Annotated in this window: 17 protein-coding genes; 11 read left to right on the top strand and 6 right to left on the bottom strand. The window is 73.3% G+C overall.

Features of this window, described 5'->3' with window-relative positions; all coding sequences use genetic code 11:
• Positions 1-55: 55 nt before the first annotated feature.
• Genes JYK18_RS43290 through eccD form a run of 4 tightly spaced genes read left to right on the top strand, consistent with a single transcriptional unit; the run spans position 56 to position 3,783 of the window.
• Complete coding sequence (locus JYK18_RS43290; RefSeq protein ID WP_206809805.1) at positions 56-793, top strand: WXG100 family type VII secretion target; 738 nt, start codon at positions 56-58, stop codon at positions 791-793.
• 37 nt (positions 794-830) lie between these two features.
• Positions 831-2,060, top strand: coding sequence for a hypothetical protein (locus JYK18_RS43285; protein ID WP_307796329.1), 1,230 nt, complete (start codon positions 831-833; stop codon positions 2,058-2,060).
• A gap of 20 nt (positions 2,061-2,080) precedes the next feature.
• Positions 2,081-2,407 carry a YbaB/EbfC family nucleoid-associated protein gene (locus tag JYK18_RS43280; protein ID WP_206809803.1) on the top strand — a complete coding sequence of 109 codons (327 nt, stop codon included), beginning with the start codon at positions 2,081-2,083 and terminating at the stop codon, positions 2,405-2,407.
• Entirely contained in the window at positions 2,404-3,783 is a 1,380-nt protein-coding gene (gene eccD, locus JYK18_RS43275; RefSeq protein WP_206809802.1) for a type VII secretion integral membrane protein EccD, read from the top strand. Before JYK18_RS43280 ends, eccD begins: the two co-directional genes overlap by 4 nt.
• 7 nt (positions 3,784-3,790) lie before the next feature.
• Here eccD and JYK18_RS43270 read toward each other — a convergent pair whose 3' ends face one another.
• Positions 3,791-4,939: a type VII secretion protein EccE gene (locus tag JYK18_RS43270; RefSeq protein WP_374195110.1), complete on the bottom strand. Its 1,149-nt coding sequence runs from the start codon at positions 4,937-4,939 to the stop codon at positions 3,791-3,793.
• 144 nt (positions 4,940-5,083) lie between these two features.
• Between JYK18_RS43270 and eccB the strand changes: the two genes are divergently transcribed.
• Entirely contained in the window at positions 5,084-6,493 is a 1,410-nt protein-coding gene (gene eccB / locus JYK18_RS43265) for a type VII secretion protein EccB (RefSeq protein WP_206809799.1), read from the top strand.
• Positions 6,494-6,510: 17 nt separating this feature from the next.
• On the top strand, positions 6,511-7,152 hold the full coding sequence (locus JYK18_RS43260) for a response regulator transcription factor (RefSeq protein ID WP_113693334.1): 642 nt from the start codon (positions 6,511-6,513) through the stop codon (positions 7,150-7,152).
• A 103-nt stretch (positions 7,153-7,255) separates the two neighbouring features.
• Here the strand turns inward: JYK18_RS43260 and JYK18_RS43255 are convergent, their stop codons facing one another.
• Positions 7,256-8,047: a carbon-nitrogen hydrolase family protein gene (locus JYK18_RS43255; RefSeq protein ID WP_206809797.1), complete on the bottom strand. Its 792-nt coding sequence runs from the start codon at positions 8,045-8,047 to the stop codon at positions 7,256-7,258.
• 39 nt (positions 8,048-8,086) lie between these two features.
• Between JYK18_RS43255 and hisD the strand changes: the two genes are divergently transcribed.
• From hisD to JYK18_RS43230, 5 genes are read left to right on the top strand one after another with little or no spacing between them, the layout of a single operon-like run.
• Positions 8,087-9,403, top strand: a complete 1,317-nt coding sequence (gene hisD / locus JYK18_RS43250) for a histidinol dehydrogenase (RefSeq protein WP_206809795.1) — start codon at positions 8,087-8,089, stop codon at positions 9,401-9,403.
• The gene (locus JYK18_RS43245) at positions 9,400-10,524 is read left to right on the top strand and encodes an aminotransferase class V-fold PLP-dependent enzyme (protein ID WP_206809793.1); all 1,125 of its coding nucleotides are present in this window, start codon (positions 9,400-9,402) and stop codon (positions 10,522-10,524) included. Before hisD ends, JYK18_RS43245 begins: the two co-directional genes overlap by 4 nt.
• A 20-nt stretch (positions 10,525-10,544) precedes the next feature.
• Entirely contained in the window at positions 10,545-11,660 is a 1,116-nt protein-coding gene (locus JYK18_RS43240) for a histidinol-phosphate transaminase (RefSeq protein ID WP_206810067.1), read from the top strand.
• The gene (gene hisB, locus JYK18_RS43235) at positions 11,657-12,256 is read left to right on the top strand and encodes an imidazoleglycerol-phosphate dehydratase HisB (protein WP_206809791.1); all 600 of its coding nucleotides are present in this window, start codon (positions 11,657-11,659) and stop codon (positions 12,254-12,256) included. Before JYK18_RS43240 ends, hisB begins: the two co-directional genes overlap by 4 nt.
• Positions 12,256-12,414, top strand: coding sequence for a hypothetical protein (locus tag JYK18_RS43230; RefSeq protein WP_206809789.1), 159 nt, complete (start codon positions 12,256-12,258; stop codon positions 12,412-12,414). Before hisB ends, JYK18_RS43230 begins: the two co-directional genes overlap by 1 nt.
• Before the next feature lie 57 nt (positions 12,415-12,471).
• Here the strand turns inward: JYK18_RS43230 and JYK18_RS43225 are convergent, their stop codons facing one another.
• Genes JYK18_RS43225 through JYK18_RS43210 form a run of 4 tightly spaced genes read right to left on the bottom strand, consistent with a single transcriptional unit; the run spans position 12,472 to position 15,603 of the window.
• Positions 12,472-13,011: an RNA 2'-phosphotransferase gene (locus tag JYK18_RS43225; RefSeq protein WP_206809788.1), complete on the bottom strand. Its 540-nt coding sequence runs from the start codon at positions 13,009-13,011 to the stop codon at positions 12,472-12,474.
• The gene (locus tag JYK18_RS43220) at positions 13,011-13,322 is read right to left on the bottom strand and encodes an STAS domain-containing protein (protein ID WP_206809787.1); all 312 of its coding nucleotides are present in this window, start codon (positions 13,320-13,322) and stop codon (positions 13,011-13,013) included. The genes JYK18_RS43225 and JYK18_RS43220 overlap by 1 nt, the downstream gene beginning before the upstream one ends.
• Positions 13,319-14,332: a B12-binding domain-containing protein gene (locus tag JYK18_RS43215; RefSeq protein ID WP_206809786.1), complete on the bottom strand. Its 1,014-nt coding sequence runs from the start codon at positions 14,330-14,332 to the stop codon at positions 13,319-13,321. The genes JYK18_RS43220 and JYK18_RS43215 overlap by 4 nt, the downstream gene beginning before the upstream one ends.
• Complete coding sequence (locus tag JYK18_RS43210; protein ID WP_206809785.1) at positions 14,329-15,603, bottom strand: PP2C family protein-serine/threonine phosphatase; 1,275 nt, start codon at positions 15,601-15,603, stop codon at positions 14,329-14,331. Before JYK18_RS43210 ends, JYK18_RS43215 begins: the two co-directional genes overlap by 4 nt.
• Between the last annotated feature and the right edge of the window lie 16 nt (positions 15,604-15,619).

Raw genomic sequence — 15,619 nt, 5'->3', positions numbered from 1 at the left:
CGTCGGCCTTCTCGGCCGTCCTTACGCTGGTCCGCGACCGGTGGAAGGGAGGGTGATGGGCGGCAGCCAGGAGTTCCGGGCGGAGCCCGAGGCGATGCGATCGGCGGCGGGCAACGTCGGCGGGATCATCATGCGCGGCGTGAACTCGGTCGGTGACCTGGAACGGCTCGAGGTGCCCCCGGCCTCCTTCGCCGGCATCGGTGACGCCGTCGCGGCGGCCGGTGCGGCCCTGCAGCACCAGCAGGTTTCCGCGGTCCGCACCCTGCTGTCGGTGATGCAGGAGGTGAACGACCTGGTGCGCCAGTGCGCCGACGAGTACCAGGCCGCCGACGAGGCGGCCGCGATCGGCTACGGCGGCAAGCCGTACTCGGCCGGTCCGGTGCTGCCGGCGATCTGGGGCACCCCGGTGGCGGCCGAACTGGCGGCCTGCGCGGTGCGCGACAGCGCCGGCGCGGGCGGCGAACCGGGCTCGGTCGGCAACGTGTTGCGCTACATGGAACAGGCGGGACTGGCCGAGCCGGGGGCGAGCTTCGCCGACGCCGCCCAGTTCAACGCCTGGCTGGAGGGCAACGCGGACAACCAGGCCAGCGTCGGCGTGATCGAGGTCTACTCGGGCACCGCGCGCGACCTGGGCGACGTACCCGGCGGGGTGCGCGGCGGTGACGTGGTCATCGTGGCGGACTCGGTGATCGGGGTCGCGGGCAACAACGGCCAGCTGTACAACCACGGCCTGGTGGACTCCGATGTCCACGGGCCGGCGAAAGTGAGCGTCTACCGACCGGCGTTCGCCTGATCACGTTTCCGGCTCGTGGATGAAAAAGAGGTGTGCAGTGTATTTCCCGAACTCCAGCGCGATGGACGCGACCGCTTCGTCCGGCGGGCCGATCACCATTCTGCCGCAGATCGTCTCCGGTTCCCCGGAACAGATCGCCAAGCACGTCGGTGATCTGCTGAAGAAGGCGACCGAGTTCGCCACGCTGCTCAACGAGTTCGCCGGTGCGGCGAAGCAGTTGGAAAAGGTGTGGGAGGGCAAAGCCAGCGAATCCGCGCTGAAGAAGATCGCCGATTCACTGGCTTCGCTGAACAAGATCATCGACGTGGTGCGCAGAGGCGCGGACCTGCTCGGCATTTCCGGCACCCTGGTCCAGACCGCGCAGCAGGCCTACCGCTCGGTGGTCGCCGCGGTCAACCCGACGGTGGCCTCGCTGATGTCGAACCCGTGGACCTACGGCGCCGCGGTGGCGCTGTCCACCGCGACCAGCGCTTCGCTGAAGGGCTTCATCCAGGCCATCGCGGCGCTGCTCAAGACCCTCGGCGTGGTCGACCTGGCCGGGCAGATCAGCCAGCTGGTCACCATCATCAGCGAGATCGAGAAGCTCTTCGGCGGGGGTGACAAGGGCACCGGCGCCGCGCCGGGCACCGGTGGCACGGGCGGGATCGGGGCCACCCCGGTGGCGCCGCCGCAGAGCCCGCCCTCGGTGGCCAGCCCGTCCGGCCAGCAGGTCGCGGGCAACGGCGGCCTGCCCGGTGGCGGATATCCCGGCGGTTACCCGGGTGGCACCGGCGGTTACCCCGGCGCCGGTGGTTATCCCGGCGCCGGTGGTTATCCCGGTGGGGCCGGCGGTGGGTTCGGCGGTGGTGGTGCCGCGCCCGGCGGGTTCACCAACTACCTGCCGCCCGCGCTGAACGGGTTCACCGGCAACCAGGGCCAGTCGCCCTGGGAATGGGCCGCCGGCGGTGGGGGCACCGCCGGTGGCTCGCTCGCCCCCGGCCTGATCGACCCGCGCAACGCGTGGATCCCGGTCGACCCGTCGGCGAACGCGGTGCCGGGCCAGACCCTGCCCGCGCCCGCCGACCCCGCGCCGTCGCAGCCCGCGCCCGGCGGGGACGGCGGTGGCGAGGAGATCGTCATCCGCACCGAGCAGGGGGACGTGGCCACCTCGATCGAGGTGCCGATGGGCCGCGACATCGAACTCGACCTCGAGTTCACCGTGGACGGCAAGGAATACGAGCAGCACATCGACATCGACGCCGACGGCACCGTGTCGGTCGACCGCTGAGACCGCTGAGAGGGAAGCAGATGAGCGATCCGTACCAGGTCCCGGACATGAACGCGCTGATGGAGGAGGTCCGCGCGCAGACCGAGCAGGTGCAGCGGATCCAGCGGTCGGTGGAGAAGATGGAGGTGAAGGGCTACTCGCGCGGCAACGAGGTGGTCGCCACCCTGCGCGGCGACGGCCGGTTCACCGAGATCTCCATCGACCCCGACGCCGCCCGGCGCTTCCCGGCCAGGGAACTGGGCGAGATCGTGCTCGAGGCGGTCAACAACGGGCTGACCAAGCTCGGTGAGGCCAGCCGGGCGAAGTTCGCGCCGGTGATCGACGCCGCAGGGGCTTCGCAGCGGTGACCGAGACCGTCGCACCCGGGTCCGCCACCCGCCGGGTCACCGTGGTGACCCCGCTCGCGCGGGTGGACGTGGCCCTGCCCCCGCAGAGCACGCTCGCCGAACTGGTGCCGCAGCTGGTCCGGCTGGCCGGCGCCGACGGGCAGGCCAGCCCGGAGCACCCCGGCTGGGCGCTGACCCGGCTCGGGGGCGCGCCGCTGGCGCCCGGGCTGACCGTGGCCGCCGCCGGGATGCGCGACGGCGAGGTGCTCTACCTGACCCCGCGCGAGCGGCCGCGCGCGCCGCTGCTGTTCGACGACGTGGTGGATTCGATCGCCAGCGCGAGCGAGTCCGACCGCGAGTGGGGCGCGGACCTGGCCCGCCGCGCCGGGATCTCGGCCGCGGTGGTGCTGTTGCTCGGCGCGGCCGTGCTGGTGCAGGCCAGCTTCGCGGGCACGATGTTCGCGCCGATCTCCTGCGGGCTGCTCGCGCTGGTGGCGTTGCTCGGCGGCGGGGCGCTGAGCCGTGCCTACGGGGACGCGCAGGCCGGTGCCGCCGCCGCACTGGCCGGGATCGGCGCGGCCCTGCTCGCCGGGATGTCGGCCTTCCCGCCGCACCCGTTGTTCTCGCTCGACGCCGGGCCGCTGGGCATCGGGCTCGCCGCGGTGGCGGTGTTCGGCGCGCTGTCCGCGGTGACGGTGGCCGACCGGCTGCCGTGGTTCGTCGCGGTCACCGTGTCCTCGGTGCTGTCCGCGCCCGCCGCCGGGATCGTGCTGCTGGCCGGGGTGCGCCCGGTCAGCGCGGCTGCGGTGCTGGCCGTGCTCGCCACCGCGATGGCCGCTTTCGCGCCGATGCTCGCGTTGCGGCTGGGCCGTCTCCCGCTGCCGCGCGTCCCGGACGACATGGCTTCCTTCCGCGCCGACGAACGCCCGTCGCTGGGTGCCGCGATGGCCGGGCAGACCGCGTACGCGCAGCGCCTGCTCACCGGGCTGCTGGTCGCGCTGGGCACGGTGGTGCTCGGCTGCTCGGTGGTGCTGGTGACCCAGGGCGGCGCGTGGGAGGCCGGGCTGACCGCGTTGCTCGGCCTGGCCTGGGTGCTGCGGTCGAGGTCGTACGCCGGTGGCCCGCAGCGGCTGGTGCTGATCGGTTACGGCCTCGCCGCGCTCGCCTGCGCCGGGATCTGGCTCGGCATCGAGGCCGACCGCTCGCTGGTGTTCGGGGTCGCGCTGGCCGTCGTGCTGGCCGCGGTGGTCTGCCTGGTCTACGCCGCGCGCGTGGCCAAGGGGCACCGGTCGCCGTACTGGTCGCGCCTGATGGACATCATCGAGTTCCTCGCGCTGCTGTCGCTGGTGCCGATCACCGGCGTGATCATCGGCGTCTACGAGGCTGTCCGGGGTTAGTTCCCTTTCACGGCAGTGCCAGCGGGAGCGAGCGGCGCACGTGTTCGGCGTGCCGCCCGTTCACCGCGACCAGCGGCACCCCGCACAGCGTCGGGGAGCCGGTGGGCGGGGTGGCTTCGCCGCGGGTGCCGACCCGCACGGTCACGTCGGCCCGTTCGCGGCCCGCGGCGGTCCGGCTCAGCGTGTACGAGACGGTGGTGAACGCCGCCGTCGGCACGTGCCCGGTGACCAGCTTCGGCAGGTCGCGATCGGACAGCGGCCGGAAGCAGGACTGCCGGATGCGCCCCTCGCCGGCTCCCGACGACCACCAGCGCCAGTCGTCGGTGAACTCCGGAATGTCTTGTGCCGCACCGAAATCCGGTTCCGCGGCGAGGGCGACGCGCAGTTCCTCGCCGAGTTCGCCCGCCTCCAGCACGGTGCTCTCGTATCCCACGTCGGCCAGCGCGCCGGCCAGGCCCAGCGCGGCGCTCGCGGTGGTCCGCAACGCACCGAGTTCACCGCCACCCCTGGCCAGCGCGGCGATCGGCGCGTCGGCGGGCCGGTAGCGCACGGCCAGCCAGCACACCCGCAGCGGGTTCTGGCCGGGCCGCGGCGCGGTCCAGACCACCAGCTGAGCGCTGTCCAGCGGGATGTCGGCGCGGCGGTAGGTCGCGCCGAGCACGTCGAGCAGGGTGCCCACCGCGGGCAGCCCGCCACCGGTCAGCCGGACCACCGAGGTCCAGCCGTCACCGACGCCGACGATGCCGAGCCGGTTGCCCGCGCGGTCGGTGTGCTGGCGGATCGGGAACTCGCCGACCAGCGAGTGCATCGGCCCGGCCCCGGCGCGGCGGTCGTCGTGCTGGCGCAGGCGGAAGGTCAGCCAGGTCCACGCCCACCCGGCCAGGTGCTTGCCGGTGAACCGCACCGAGGTGGTCAGGATGACCAGCACGGCCACCGCGATCGCGGTGATCGACAGCGGGGTGAAGCCGTCGCCGAACCCGTAGGCGGCCAGCGCGCCCAGCGCGGCCACCTCCCAGATGGCGACCTGGCGGGCGCGGATCGGCAGGATCCACGGCGCGGCGGCCGGATCGGCGATCGAACCCGGCTCACGGCCACCGGACGGCAGCGGGACCGCGGCGGTCCGGCTCCCCCAGGGGGCAGGTGAAGACAATGACACAGGATGGCCCCTCTCACGCTCCCCTGTGTAACGGTATCGGGGCACACACCGTGGCGCTGCCGGAAAAATTGCCCACATCACCGAGTGCATTCATACCTAGCATTAGCTCCGGCGCACGGCCTTCTTCTTCGGGGGTAACAACCGGTGTGGACTCAGCGGGACCAGATCCAGGCGTACCAGTTCCTGCGCCGGAGACTGGTCTCGGCACTCGTTTCGGCCGATGCCAATCACCCGGTGTCACCGGGGCGCAGGCTGGTGCTCGGCACCGTCATCGGCGTCGCGGTGGCGTTGCTGATCACCGCCGTGTTCGGGGTGATCGGCCTGCTGAAGCCGTCGGGCGGCAAGGACTGGCTGGCCGGTGGCAAGGTGATCGTCGAGGAGGAGACGGGCGCGCGGTTCATCCTCGGTGAGGAGGGCACGCTGCACCCGGTGCTCAACTACGCCTCGGCGCGGCTGCTCGCCGGTGGCGACGGCTCGGCCACGGTGAAGGTGCCGGCGAAGAACCTGGCCAAGGCCGGGCGCGGGGCCAGGGTCGGCATTCCCGGCGCCCCGGATTCGTTGCCGGGCAAGGAAAGACTGCTGACCAGCCCGTGGATCTCCTGTTCCCGCACCAGTCGCGACCAGCCGACCGACGCCGAACCGGCCACCTCGGTGCTGCTCGGCGCCACCGCCACCGGACGGCCGCTCGCCGCTGGGGAGGGCCTGCTGGTCCGGCTGCCGGGCGGCGAGCGGTACCTGATCAGCTCCGGCCACCGGTTCCGGCTCAGCCCGGAAGCCGGTGCCGCGCTCGGGTACGACCGCCGCGTGCCGATCGTGGTCTCCAGCCGCTGGCTGAACACCGTGCCGGCGGGCCGGGACCTGGACTTCGTCGAAGTGGACGGAGCCGGGCGCAAGGGACCGCGGGTCGGCGTGCGCGACACCGAGATCGGGCAGGTGCTCAGCGTCGCGGGCACCAGCTCGCCCGGTTACTACCTGGTCCGCGCCGAGGGCCTCACGCCGATCACCCAGACCGAGGCCGCGTTGATCATGCAGGCCCCGGCGAACGCGGCGGCGCAGGTGTCCAGCGGCGGCGGCCAGACCATCGAGGTGTCCGCGGCCGACGTCGCGGCGGCGGGACTGGCCGCGGACGCCGGGACCGCCGGTGGTGCGGACCCCGCCGGATACCCGGACCGCATCCCGGTGGCGGTGGAGGTCAACGGCGACACGGTGGCGGTGTGCGCCGAGGGCGACGGCTCCGGCTCGGCGAAGGTGACCATCGGCGCGAGCGCGCCGCTGCCCGCCGGTGCGCGGCCGCAGCCGGTCGCGGTCGGCGACGGGCGGACCGCCGACGAGGTGTACGTTCCACCCTCCGGTGGGGCGGTGCTGGCCGAGCAGCCGTCTGGCACGGTGTACGTGCTCACCGATCTCGGCACCAAGTACCCCGTCGCGAGCGGTGAAGCATTGGCCGCACTGGGTTATGGTGCTGTACCTAAGCTGCCGGTGTCCGCCGGCCTGCTCGCGCTGGTGCCGAGCGGGCCCGCGCTGGACCCGGCGGCGGCCGCCGGATTCGGGTGAACTGGGGTGAACGAGCAGTGGTCAGCACGCAGGCGATCAGGGTCGGGGTGATCGAGGACCACCCCCTGTACCGCGCGGCCGTGGCGAGAGTGCTCGAAGAAGCCGAGGACATCGAACTGGGCGCGGTCGCCGACTCGGTGGCGCGCTTCGCGGTGTGCCGCCAGCCCGCGGGCAGCGTGGTGGTGCTGGACCTGAAGCTGCGCGGGATCGCCGACGCCGCCGCGGTGATGGAGGTGGTCGGCATGGGGCACAAGGTGCTGGTGGTCTCCGCGCACGCGGGGCAGTCCGAGGTGCTGGGCGCGATCTCCGCCGGGGCGCGGGGTTACCTGTCGAAGGACGCCGACGGCGAGGAGATCCTGCGGGCGATCAGGGAGATCGCCTCGGGCAACTCCTACGTCTCGCCGACGCTGGCCTCGTTCGTGCTGAACTCAACCCGGGATCGCAACGCCGGGCCGAAGCTGGTGCTGTCCGAACGCGAGCGCCAGGTGCTCTCGCTGGTCGCGGCGGGGGAGCGGGACCAGGACATCGCCGAGGCCATGTCGATCAGCGTCCGGACCGTGCGGTCCTACCTGGACCGGATCCGCGACAAGACCGGACGGCGGCGACGCCCCGAACTGACCCGCCTCGCCATCGAAGAAGGCATCGCCCACCCTTCCTAGCCGGTGCCCGGTGCCCGGTGGCCGGTGGCCGGTGCCCGTCGCAGTGCTGTGAATGTGGCTTTCACTGCCGATTTCGCAGTGAAAGCCACATTCACTGCGTTCGTCAGACGCGTCGGTTCGGGAGGACCGCGGTGGCTTCCCGGGAAGTGGTGGACAGGGCTGGGTCGATGTCGACGACGAGCAGGTCCGCATCGGCGGCCAGTTGCGCGTGGACCCGGCCGAATGGGTCGGCCACCGTCGAGTAGCCGATGCCGGTCGGCGCCTTCGGGTTCACCGATACCCCGGTGACCGCCGGGTCGGCCTGGTCGCAGGCGAGCACCCAGCTGCCCGAGTCCAGCGCCCGCGCGCGCACCAGCAGTTCCCACTGCTCGCGCTTGCCCTCACCGGCACCCCACGACGCGGGCAGCAGCACCGCCGAGGCACCCGCCTCCGCCAGCTTGTGGAACAGCGACGGGAACCGCACGTCGTAGCAGGTGGCCAGGCCCAGCACGGTCTCGTCCACCTTGACCGTGGCGATCGAGTCACCCGGCGCCACCGTGTGCGACTCCTTGAAGCCGAAGGCGTCGTACAGGTGGATCTTGTCGTAGCCCCGGTGCTCACCGAGCCCGGTGACCAGCAGCGTGTTCCGCACGCGGTCGCCGGCCGGGGTGAACATGCCCGCGACGACCAGCACGTCGTGCTCGGCCGCCACCGCGGCGACGGCGGTCGCCCACGGCCCGTCGAGCGGTTCGGCGAGCGGCCCGAGCGGCACGCCGAACCCGGCCATGGTCGCCTCCGGGAAGACCACCACCCGGGCACCTTCGGCGGCGGCACGGGCGGTCCACTCCCGGACCAGGTCCAGGTTGGCGGCCGGCTCGGCACCGGTGGTCAGCTGGCAGAGCGCGATTCGGGGCACGGGCGTCTCCTCTCCGCCCCCGAAGCTACCCTCAGTACCATGCTCAACCGCACGGACCTGCGTGGTCGTACCCCGTCTCCCGCCGAACTGCGCGCCGCCCTGCCGCGTGCCGGAACCGACGTGGACGCGGTACTGCATCTGGTCCGGCCGATCGTGGACGCGGTCCGCGACCGGGGTGCCGAAGCCGCGCTGGAGTTCGGCGAGAAGTTCGACGGCGTCCGCCCGGCCGCGATCCGCGTGCCCGCCGCCGAGCGCACGCGCGCGCTGGCCGAGCTGGACCCGGCGGTCCGCGAGGCGCTGGAGGAGGCGACCACACGCGCCCGCAAGGTGCACGCCGACCAGCGCCGCCCCGACGTCACCACCACCGTGGTCGACGGCGGCACGGTCACCGAGCGCTGGGTGCCGGTCGAGCGCGTCGGGCTGTACGCGCCGGGCGGGCTGGCGGTCTACCCGTCGACCGTGGTGATGAACGTGGTCCCGGCGCAGACCGCGGGGGTCGGCTCGCTGGTGGTCTGCTCACCACCGCAGGCCGCGTTCGGCGGCCTGCCGCACCCGACCGTGCTCGCCGCCGCCGAACTGCTCGGCGTGGACGAGGTGTGGGCGGTCGGCGGCGCGCAGGCGGTGGCCCTGCTGACCTACGGCGGCACCGACACCGACGGCGCCGAACTCACCGGCGTGGACGTGGTGACCGGACCGGGCAACATCTACCTGACCGCGGCCAAGCGCCTGCTCCGCGGCCTGATCGGGATCGACTCCGAGGCGGGCCCCACCGAGATCGCGGTGCTCGCCGACGACACCGCCGACCCGGCGCACGTGGCCACCGACCTGATCAGCCAGGCCGAGCACGACCCGCTGGCCGCCAGCGTGCTGGTGACCGACTCCGAGCGGCTCGCCGACGCGGTGGACGCCGAGCTGGCCCGCCGCGTCCCGGCCACCAAGCACACCGAGCGCGTCACCGAAGCGCTGACCGGCAAGCAGTCCGGCGTGGTCCTGGTGTCCACTGTGGACGACGGGCTCCGGGTGGTGGACGCCTACGCCGCCGAGCACCTGGAGATCCAGACCGCCGACGCGCGCGCGGTGGCGGCCAGGGTGCGCAACGCGGGAGCGGTCTTCGTCGGGGCCTACGCGCCGGTCTCGCTCGGTGACTACTGCGCCGGCTCGAACCACGTGCTGCCCACCGGCGGCTTCGCGCGGCACTCGTCCGGCCTGTCGGTGCAGAGCTTCCTGCGCGGCATCCACGTGGTCGACTACAGCGAGCAGGCGCTGCGCGAGGTGGCGGGCAAGGTGGTCGCGCTGGCCAACGCCGAGGACCTGCCCGCGCACGGCGAGGCCGTCACCGCGAGGTTCGAGAAGTGATCTTCCTCGACAGCGCCGGGTCCTCGCTGCCACCGCCCGAGGTGCTCGACGAGGTGGTCGGGCACCTGCGCCGCGAGGCCGAGGTCGGCGGTTACCGCGCGGCCGCCGAACGCCAGGACGACCTGGAGCGCGCCTACCCGGTGTTCGCCGAACTGCTCGGCTGCGCACCGGACGAGGTCGCCTTCACCGACAGCGCCACCCGGTCCTGGCTGACCCTGGTCGACTCGGTGCCGCTGGAACCGGGTGACCGGGTGCTGATCAGCGAGGCCGAGTACGGCGCGAACGCGGTCGCGCTCATGCGGCTGACCGAACTCGCCGGTGCCCGGCTCGACCTGGTGCCCTCGGACGCCTCGGGCCAGCTGGACGTGGCCGCGCTGCGCGACCGGCTCGACGAGCGGGTCAAGCTGGTCTCGCTGGTGCACGTCCCGACCAACGGCGGGCTGGTGAACCCGGTCCGCGAGGTGACCGAGGCCGCGCACGAGGCGGGCGCGCTGGTGCTGCTGGACGCCTGCCAGTCGGTGGGCCAGCTGCCGGTGCACGCCGCCGGCCTGGGCGTGGACATGATCACCGGCACCGGGCGCAAGTGGCTGCGCGGGCCGCGGGGCACCGGGTTCCTGGTGGTCCGGCGCGAGGTCGCCGACCGGCTGCGGCCCCGGCTGTTCGACCACAGCGGGGCCGACTGGTCCGGGCTGTGGGAGTACCGCCCGCGCCAGGACGCGCGGCTGCACGAGCTGTGGGAGTTCGCCGTGGCCGAGCGACTGGGCCTGCTCAAGGCCGCCGAACACGCGCTCGACCTGGGTATGGACCAGATCGCCGCGGAGATCGGCGAGCGGGCGGGGCGGTTGCGCACCGGGCTGTCCGCGATCCCCGGCGTGACCGTGCACGACCTGGGGGAGCGGCCCAGCGGCATCGTCACCTTCACCGTCGACGGGCTGGAGTCCGCGCGCGTGAAGGACCTGTTGTGGGACAAGGACATCGTGGTCAGCGTGACCTCCGAGGGCTCGACCAGGTTCGACATGGGGCGGCGCGGCCTGAGCTCGATGGTGCGGGCCTCACCGCACTACTTCGTCACCTCGGACCAGCTCGACGAGTTCCTCACCGTGGTGACCGGGCTGCGGTGAGGCCTTCGCCACGCCTTAGGCTGGTCGATGTGGACGAAGTAAGCCTGGACGAGCTGCCGTTGCGGGAGGACCTGCGCGGACGCAGCCCGTACGGTGCGCCCCAGCTGGACGTGCCGGTCCGGCTGAACACCAACGAGAACCCGTACCCGCCGCCGGACGCGCTGGTCGACGACGTGACCGAGGCCGTCCGCGAGGTGGCCGCCGGCCTGCATCGCTACCCCGACCGCGACGCCGTCGAACTGCGCCGCGACCTGGCCGCCTACCTGTCCGCGAGCACCGGTGTGGCGCTGTCCGAGCGGCAGCTCTGGGCGGCGAACGGGTCCAACGAGGTGCTCCAGCAGATCCTGCAGGCCTTCGGCGGGCCGGGGCGCAGCGCGCTCGGCTTCGAGCCGTCCTACTCGATGCACCCGATCATCTCGGCGGGCACGCGGACCGAGTGGGTGCCCGAACCGCGTCGCGACGACTTCACCCTGGACACCGAGGCCGCCGCGCGGGTGGTCGCCGAGCGCGCGCCCGACGTGGTGTTCCTGACCAGCCCGAACAACCCGACCGGCGGCTCGATCCCGACCGCCGAGCTGGAGGCCGTGCTGCGGGTCGCGCCGGGCATCGTGGTGGTGGACGAGGCCTACGCCGAGTTCTCCGCCCAGCCGAGCGCGGTGACCCTGCTGGAGCGCTACCCGGCGAAGCTGATCGTCTCCCGCACGATGAGCAAGGCGTTCGCGTTCGCCGGGGGACGGCTGGGCTACCTGGCCGCCACACCGGCCATTGTGGACGCACTGCAGCTGGTCCGGCTGCCGTACCACCTGTCGCTGCTGACCCAGGCCGCCGCGCGCGCCGCGCTGCGCCACGCCGAGGCCACGCTCGCCTCGGTGGCCAAGCTCGCGGCCGAGCGGGACCGGGTGGCCGACGCGCTGCTGGGCCTCGGCGCCACGCCGGTGCCCAGCGACGCCAACTTCATCCTGTTCGGCCGCTTCGCCGACGCGCCGGCCGCCTGGCAGTCCTTTGTGGACCAGGGTGTGCTGATCCGCGACGTCGGCATCGCCGGGCACCTGCGGGTGACCATCGGCACCCCGGAGGAGAACGACGCCTTCCTCGGCGTCGCCAAGGACGTGTTCACGAAGGAGGTGCCCAGGTGAGCCGCGTGGGCAAGGTGGAGCGGACCACCAAGGAGTCCTCGATCTCGGTCCAGCTGGACCTCGACGGCACCGGCGAGGTGGAGATCGGCACCGGCGTGCCGTTCTTCGACCACATGCTCACCGCGTTCGGCGCGCACGGTTCGCTGGACCTCAAGGTGGACGCCACCGGGGACGTGCACATCGACGCGCACCACACGGTCGAGGACACCGCGATCGTGCTGGGCCAGGCGATCCGCCAGGCGCTCGGGGACAAGAAGGGCATCCGCCGCTTCGGCGACGCGTGGATCCCGATGGACGAGACGCTGGCGCACGCGGCGATCGACGTCTCCGGCCGCCCGTACTGCGTGCACCTCGGTGAGCCGGAGCAGTTCAACTCCTTCACCATCGGCGGGAACTACCCGTTCGTGCTGACGCGCCACGTGTTCGACTCGCTGTCGTTCCACGCGCAGATCGCGCTGCACGTCCGCGTGCTGCACGGGCGCGACCCGCACCACATCGCCGAAGCGCAGTACAAGGCGGTGGCTCGGGCGCTGCGCGCGGCGACCGAGGCCGATCCGCGGGCGCAGGGTGTCCCGTCGACCAAGGGTGTGCTGTAGTGCCGAAGGAATTCATCGTCGTCGGGCTGCTGGCGCTGGCCGGTTTCCTGATCGGCGGCGTGTACAGCACGTGGAAGACCGCGAAGGTGCTCGCCGTGCTGCTCGGCGTCGGCGCGGTGCTCGCGGTCGGCGGCGCCATCGCCTGGCTGGTCGGCTAGCTCAGGCCGATGCAGTGAATGTGGCTTTCACGGCGAAATGTGCAGTGAAAGCCACATTCACTGCGCTACGGCCGGGCCCAGGTACTCCGGCGGCACCGCGTCGGTCAGCCAGACGCCGTTGGCGCTCAGCTGGAACACGTGCCCGGCCGCGGCCATGCGCCCGGCGGCCACGCGCAGGATCACCGGCGCACCCCGTCGCGCGCCCACCCGGCGCGCGGTTTCCTCGTCGGGCGACAGGTGCACGGCGTGCCGTCGCATCGGGCGCAGGCCCTCCGCCCGGATCGACGGCAACGCGGCGGCCACCGTGCCGTGGTAGAGGATCTCCGGCGGCTCCGCGGTCGGCAGGCCGAGGTCGACTGCCACGCTGTGGCCCTGGTTCGCCCGGACGCGGGTGCCCGTCCCGTCGAACGAGAAACGCCGTTTGTCGTTGCGCGCCACCACTTCCGCGAGCTGTTCCCGGCTCATGCCGAGTGCGGTGAGCACCGCGTCCACCTCGACCCAGCCCGCTTCGTCCAGCACCAGCCCGGCCGCCGCCGGATCGTGGCGCAGGTGCTTCGACAGGCGTTTGGACAGCCGGACCAACTGCTGGTCGTCCATCACCGCAGCACCGGCAGGATCGTGTTCAGCCCGGTCACCGCGAGCAGCCTGGCCAGGAACGGCGGCACCCCGCTCAGCCGCACCCGCCCGCCCCGCGCGCTGGCGCGCTTGTGCGCGGCGATGAACGCGCTCAGCCCGGTGGAGTCCACATAGGTCAGTCCGGCGAGGTCGAGCACCAGCTCGGGGTGCCGCTCCGCGAGTTCCCGCAGCGCCACCTGGAACTCGGCACCGGTGTGCGCGTCCAGCGCCCCGGCGGTGGTGACCACCACCCGGTCGTCGTCCAGCGCCACGTCGTAGCTGAATTCGGTCATCGCGCCCCGGCCAGTAGTTCGCTCGACAACGGGAAGTCCACCAGCACGGTGGCGAGCAGGTCGCGGAGTTCGGCCACCAGCCGGGGGTCGGCACCGCGGGCGTCGAGCAGTTCGGCCACCCACGCCGCGGTTTCGCCGATCGGCCGCGGGTCCCCGGTGAGCAGGGCCGCCCAGACCGCGTGCAGCGACTGGTCGAGCACGTCCTTCACCACCGATTCCAGGCTGTCGGCCACCGCCGGCGCGCCGGTCAGCACCCCCGCGGCGAGCGACCACCCGCTGCGCAGCCTGGCCAGCAGCCGGGGGTGCGCCTGCTCCAGCTGGGCCTGCTCGGCGACGGCCGCGGCGGGCAGTGGTGGTGCCGCCGGGACCACCGGGGGCAGTGCCGCGATCGCGTCGATCGCCGCGTAGGCGCCCGGAGCCCAGGCCGTGGCGCCGAGTGCGAGCGCGCGCCGGTCGTCCGGGCCGAAGCCGGAACCGCCCGCCAGCACGGGAATCCCGGCGGCCGTGGCGGCTTCGATGAACCGGCGGCTGGTGGGCAGCGCGCCCAGCACCGAGCAGCTGACCGCGGTCGCGTCCGGGCCGAGGTCGTGCAGGTACTGGCTCAGCCGCGCGGCCGGGGTCGAGGCACCGAGCAGGGTGACGTCCCAGCCGTGCGCGCGCAGGGCGTGGCCGACGAGCGAGGCGGGCAGCGCGTGCCACTCGCGTTCGGCGCAGGCCACCACCACCCGGCCGCGGCTCACCGGCACCCGGCGGGCGTGGGCGGCGACCACCGCCACCGCGGCGGCCGAGACCCCGGTCGCCGCGTGCTCCTTGGCCACCGTCCATTCCCCGCGCTGCCAGTGCATGCCGACCTCGCGCTGCCCGGCGGCGATCACCTCGACCAGCACCACCACCGGATCGGCGCCGTGCGCCAGCAGGTCGCCGACCAGTCCGGTGGCGGACCGGGTGTCCACCGAGACCAGCGCCCGGCCGAACCGGGCCGCCGCTTCGGCCGTGTCGAAAGCGCTCATCGTCCCCAGGTCACCGCGAACAGGGCCATGTCGTCGTGCGGGCGGCCGCCGAGGTAGTCGCAGACGTCCTGCTCGACCGCCTCGCACAGCGGCTCCGGGCCGGCGCCCGCGTACCGGGGCAGCAGTTCCACCAGCCGCTCCATGCCGTAGAAGTCATCCGCTCCGCGTGCCTCGTAGATGCCGTCGGTGAACAGCAACATGGTGTCACCGAGGTGCAGGCGCACGTCGACCTCCCGGAAGGCGAGGTCCGGCAGCACCCCGGCGACCGTGCCGACGGCCTCGATCTGCTCGATGGTGCCGCCGGCGCGGATGATCACCGGCGGCGGGTGCCCGGCCACCGCCACGCTCGCCACCGCCGAGCTGCCGTCGCCGATCGGGCGCAGCCGCACGCACACCACGGCCACGAACCGGCTGGCTTCGGCTTCGTAGAGCACGGTGTTCAACGCGGTCAGCACCTGGCTGGGCCGCCGGTCGAAGTAGGCGGCGGTGCGGATGCTCTGCCGGGTGCGGCCGGTCAGCACCGCGGCCTCCACCCCCTTGCCGCAGACGTCGCCGAGCACCACCAGCCAGTCGTCACCGGAGCCGAGCACGTCGTAGAAGTCGCCGGCCAGGTCGAGGTGCGCGGCCGCCGACCGGATCCGCGCGGCGATCCGCGCGCCGGGCAGTTCCGGCAGCACCGGCGGGCGCAGCCCGGCCTGCAGCACCGAGGCCACGTGCGTGCGGTCCTCGTAGAGCTGCGCCGAGTCGATGGCCAGCGCGGCGCGGGCGGCCAGCCGTTCGGCGAAGGCGATGTCCTCGGCGGGGAAGCCGCGGCGCGCGCCGCGCACCAGGATGAGCACGCCGATGGTGGTGCCGCGCGCGGTCAGCGGGATCCCGGCGACATCGGCCGGGCGCAGTTCGGCGGCCTCGGCTCGCAGCCCGGCGTGCGGGATCATCGCGTCCAGCCCGCCCACCGCGTCGGTGTCCTCGGCGACGTGCAGCACGTCGGTGCGCCCGGAGGTGAGCACGTGGCCGAGGCCGCGTTCCCGGTCGACGCGGGCGGTGATCGGCGTGGTGGCGGTCAGGTCGGCGCCGCCGTGCAGCACCAATCTGCCGGTGCGGAGCTCGGGCAGCGCGAGCACCACCCAGTCGGCGAACGCGGGGCGGAGGAGGTCGAGCAGGCGCAACGCGGTGCGGCGCAGGTTCAGCGAGCCGGCCAGCTCACTGGTGACCCGCTCGGTCAGGCCGGGCCACGGCCCGGTCGAGGCGGGGGCGTCCGTCCCAGGGTGCATCAGGCTCCTTCTCCGG

The organism is Amycolatopsis sp. 195334CR (assembly GCF_017309385.1).
Classification (GTDB): domain Bacteria; phylum Actinomycetota; class Actinomycetes; order Mycobacteriales; family Pseudonocardiaceae; genus Amycolatopsis.
This window is presented reverse-complemented; position numbering and strand designations above follow the sequence as displayed.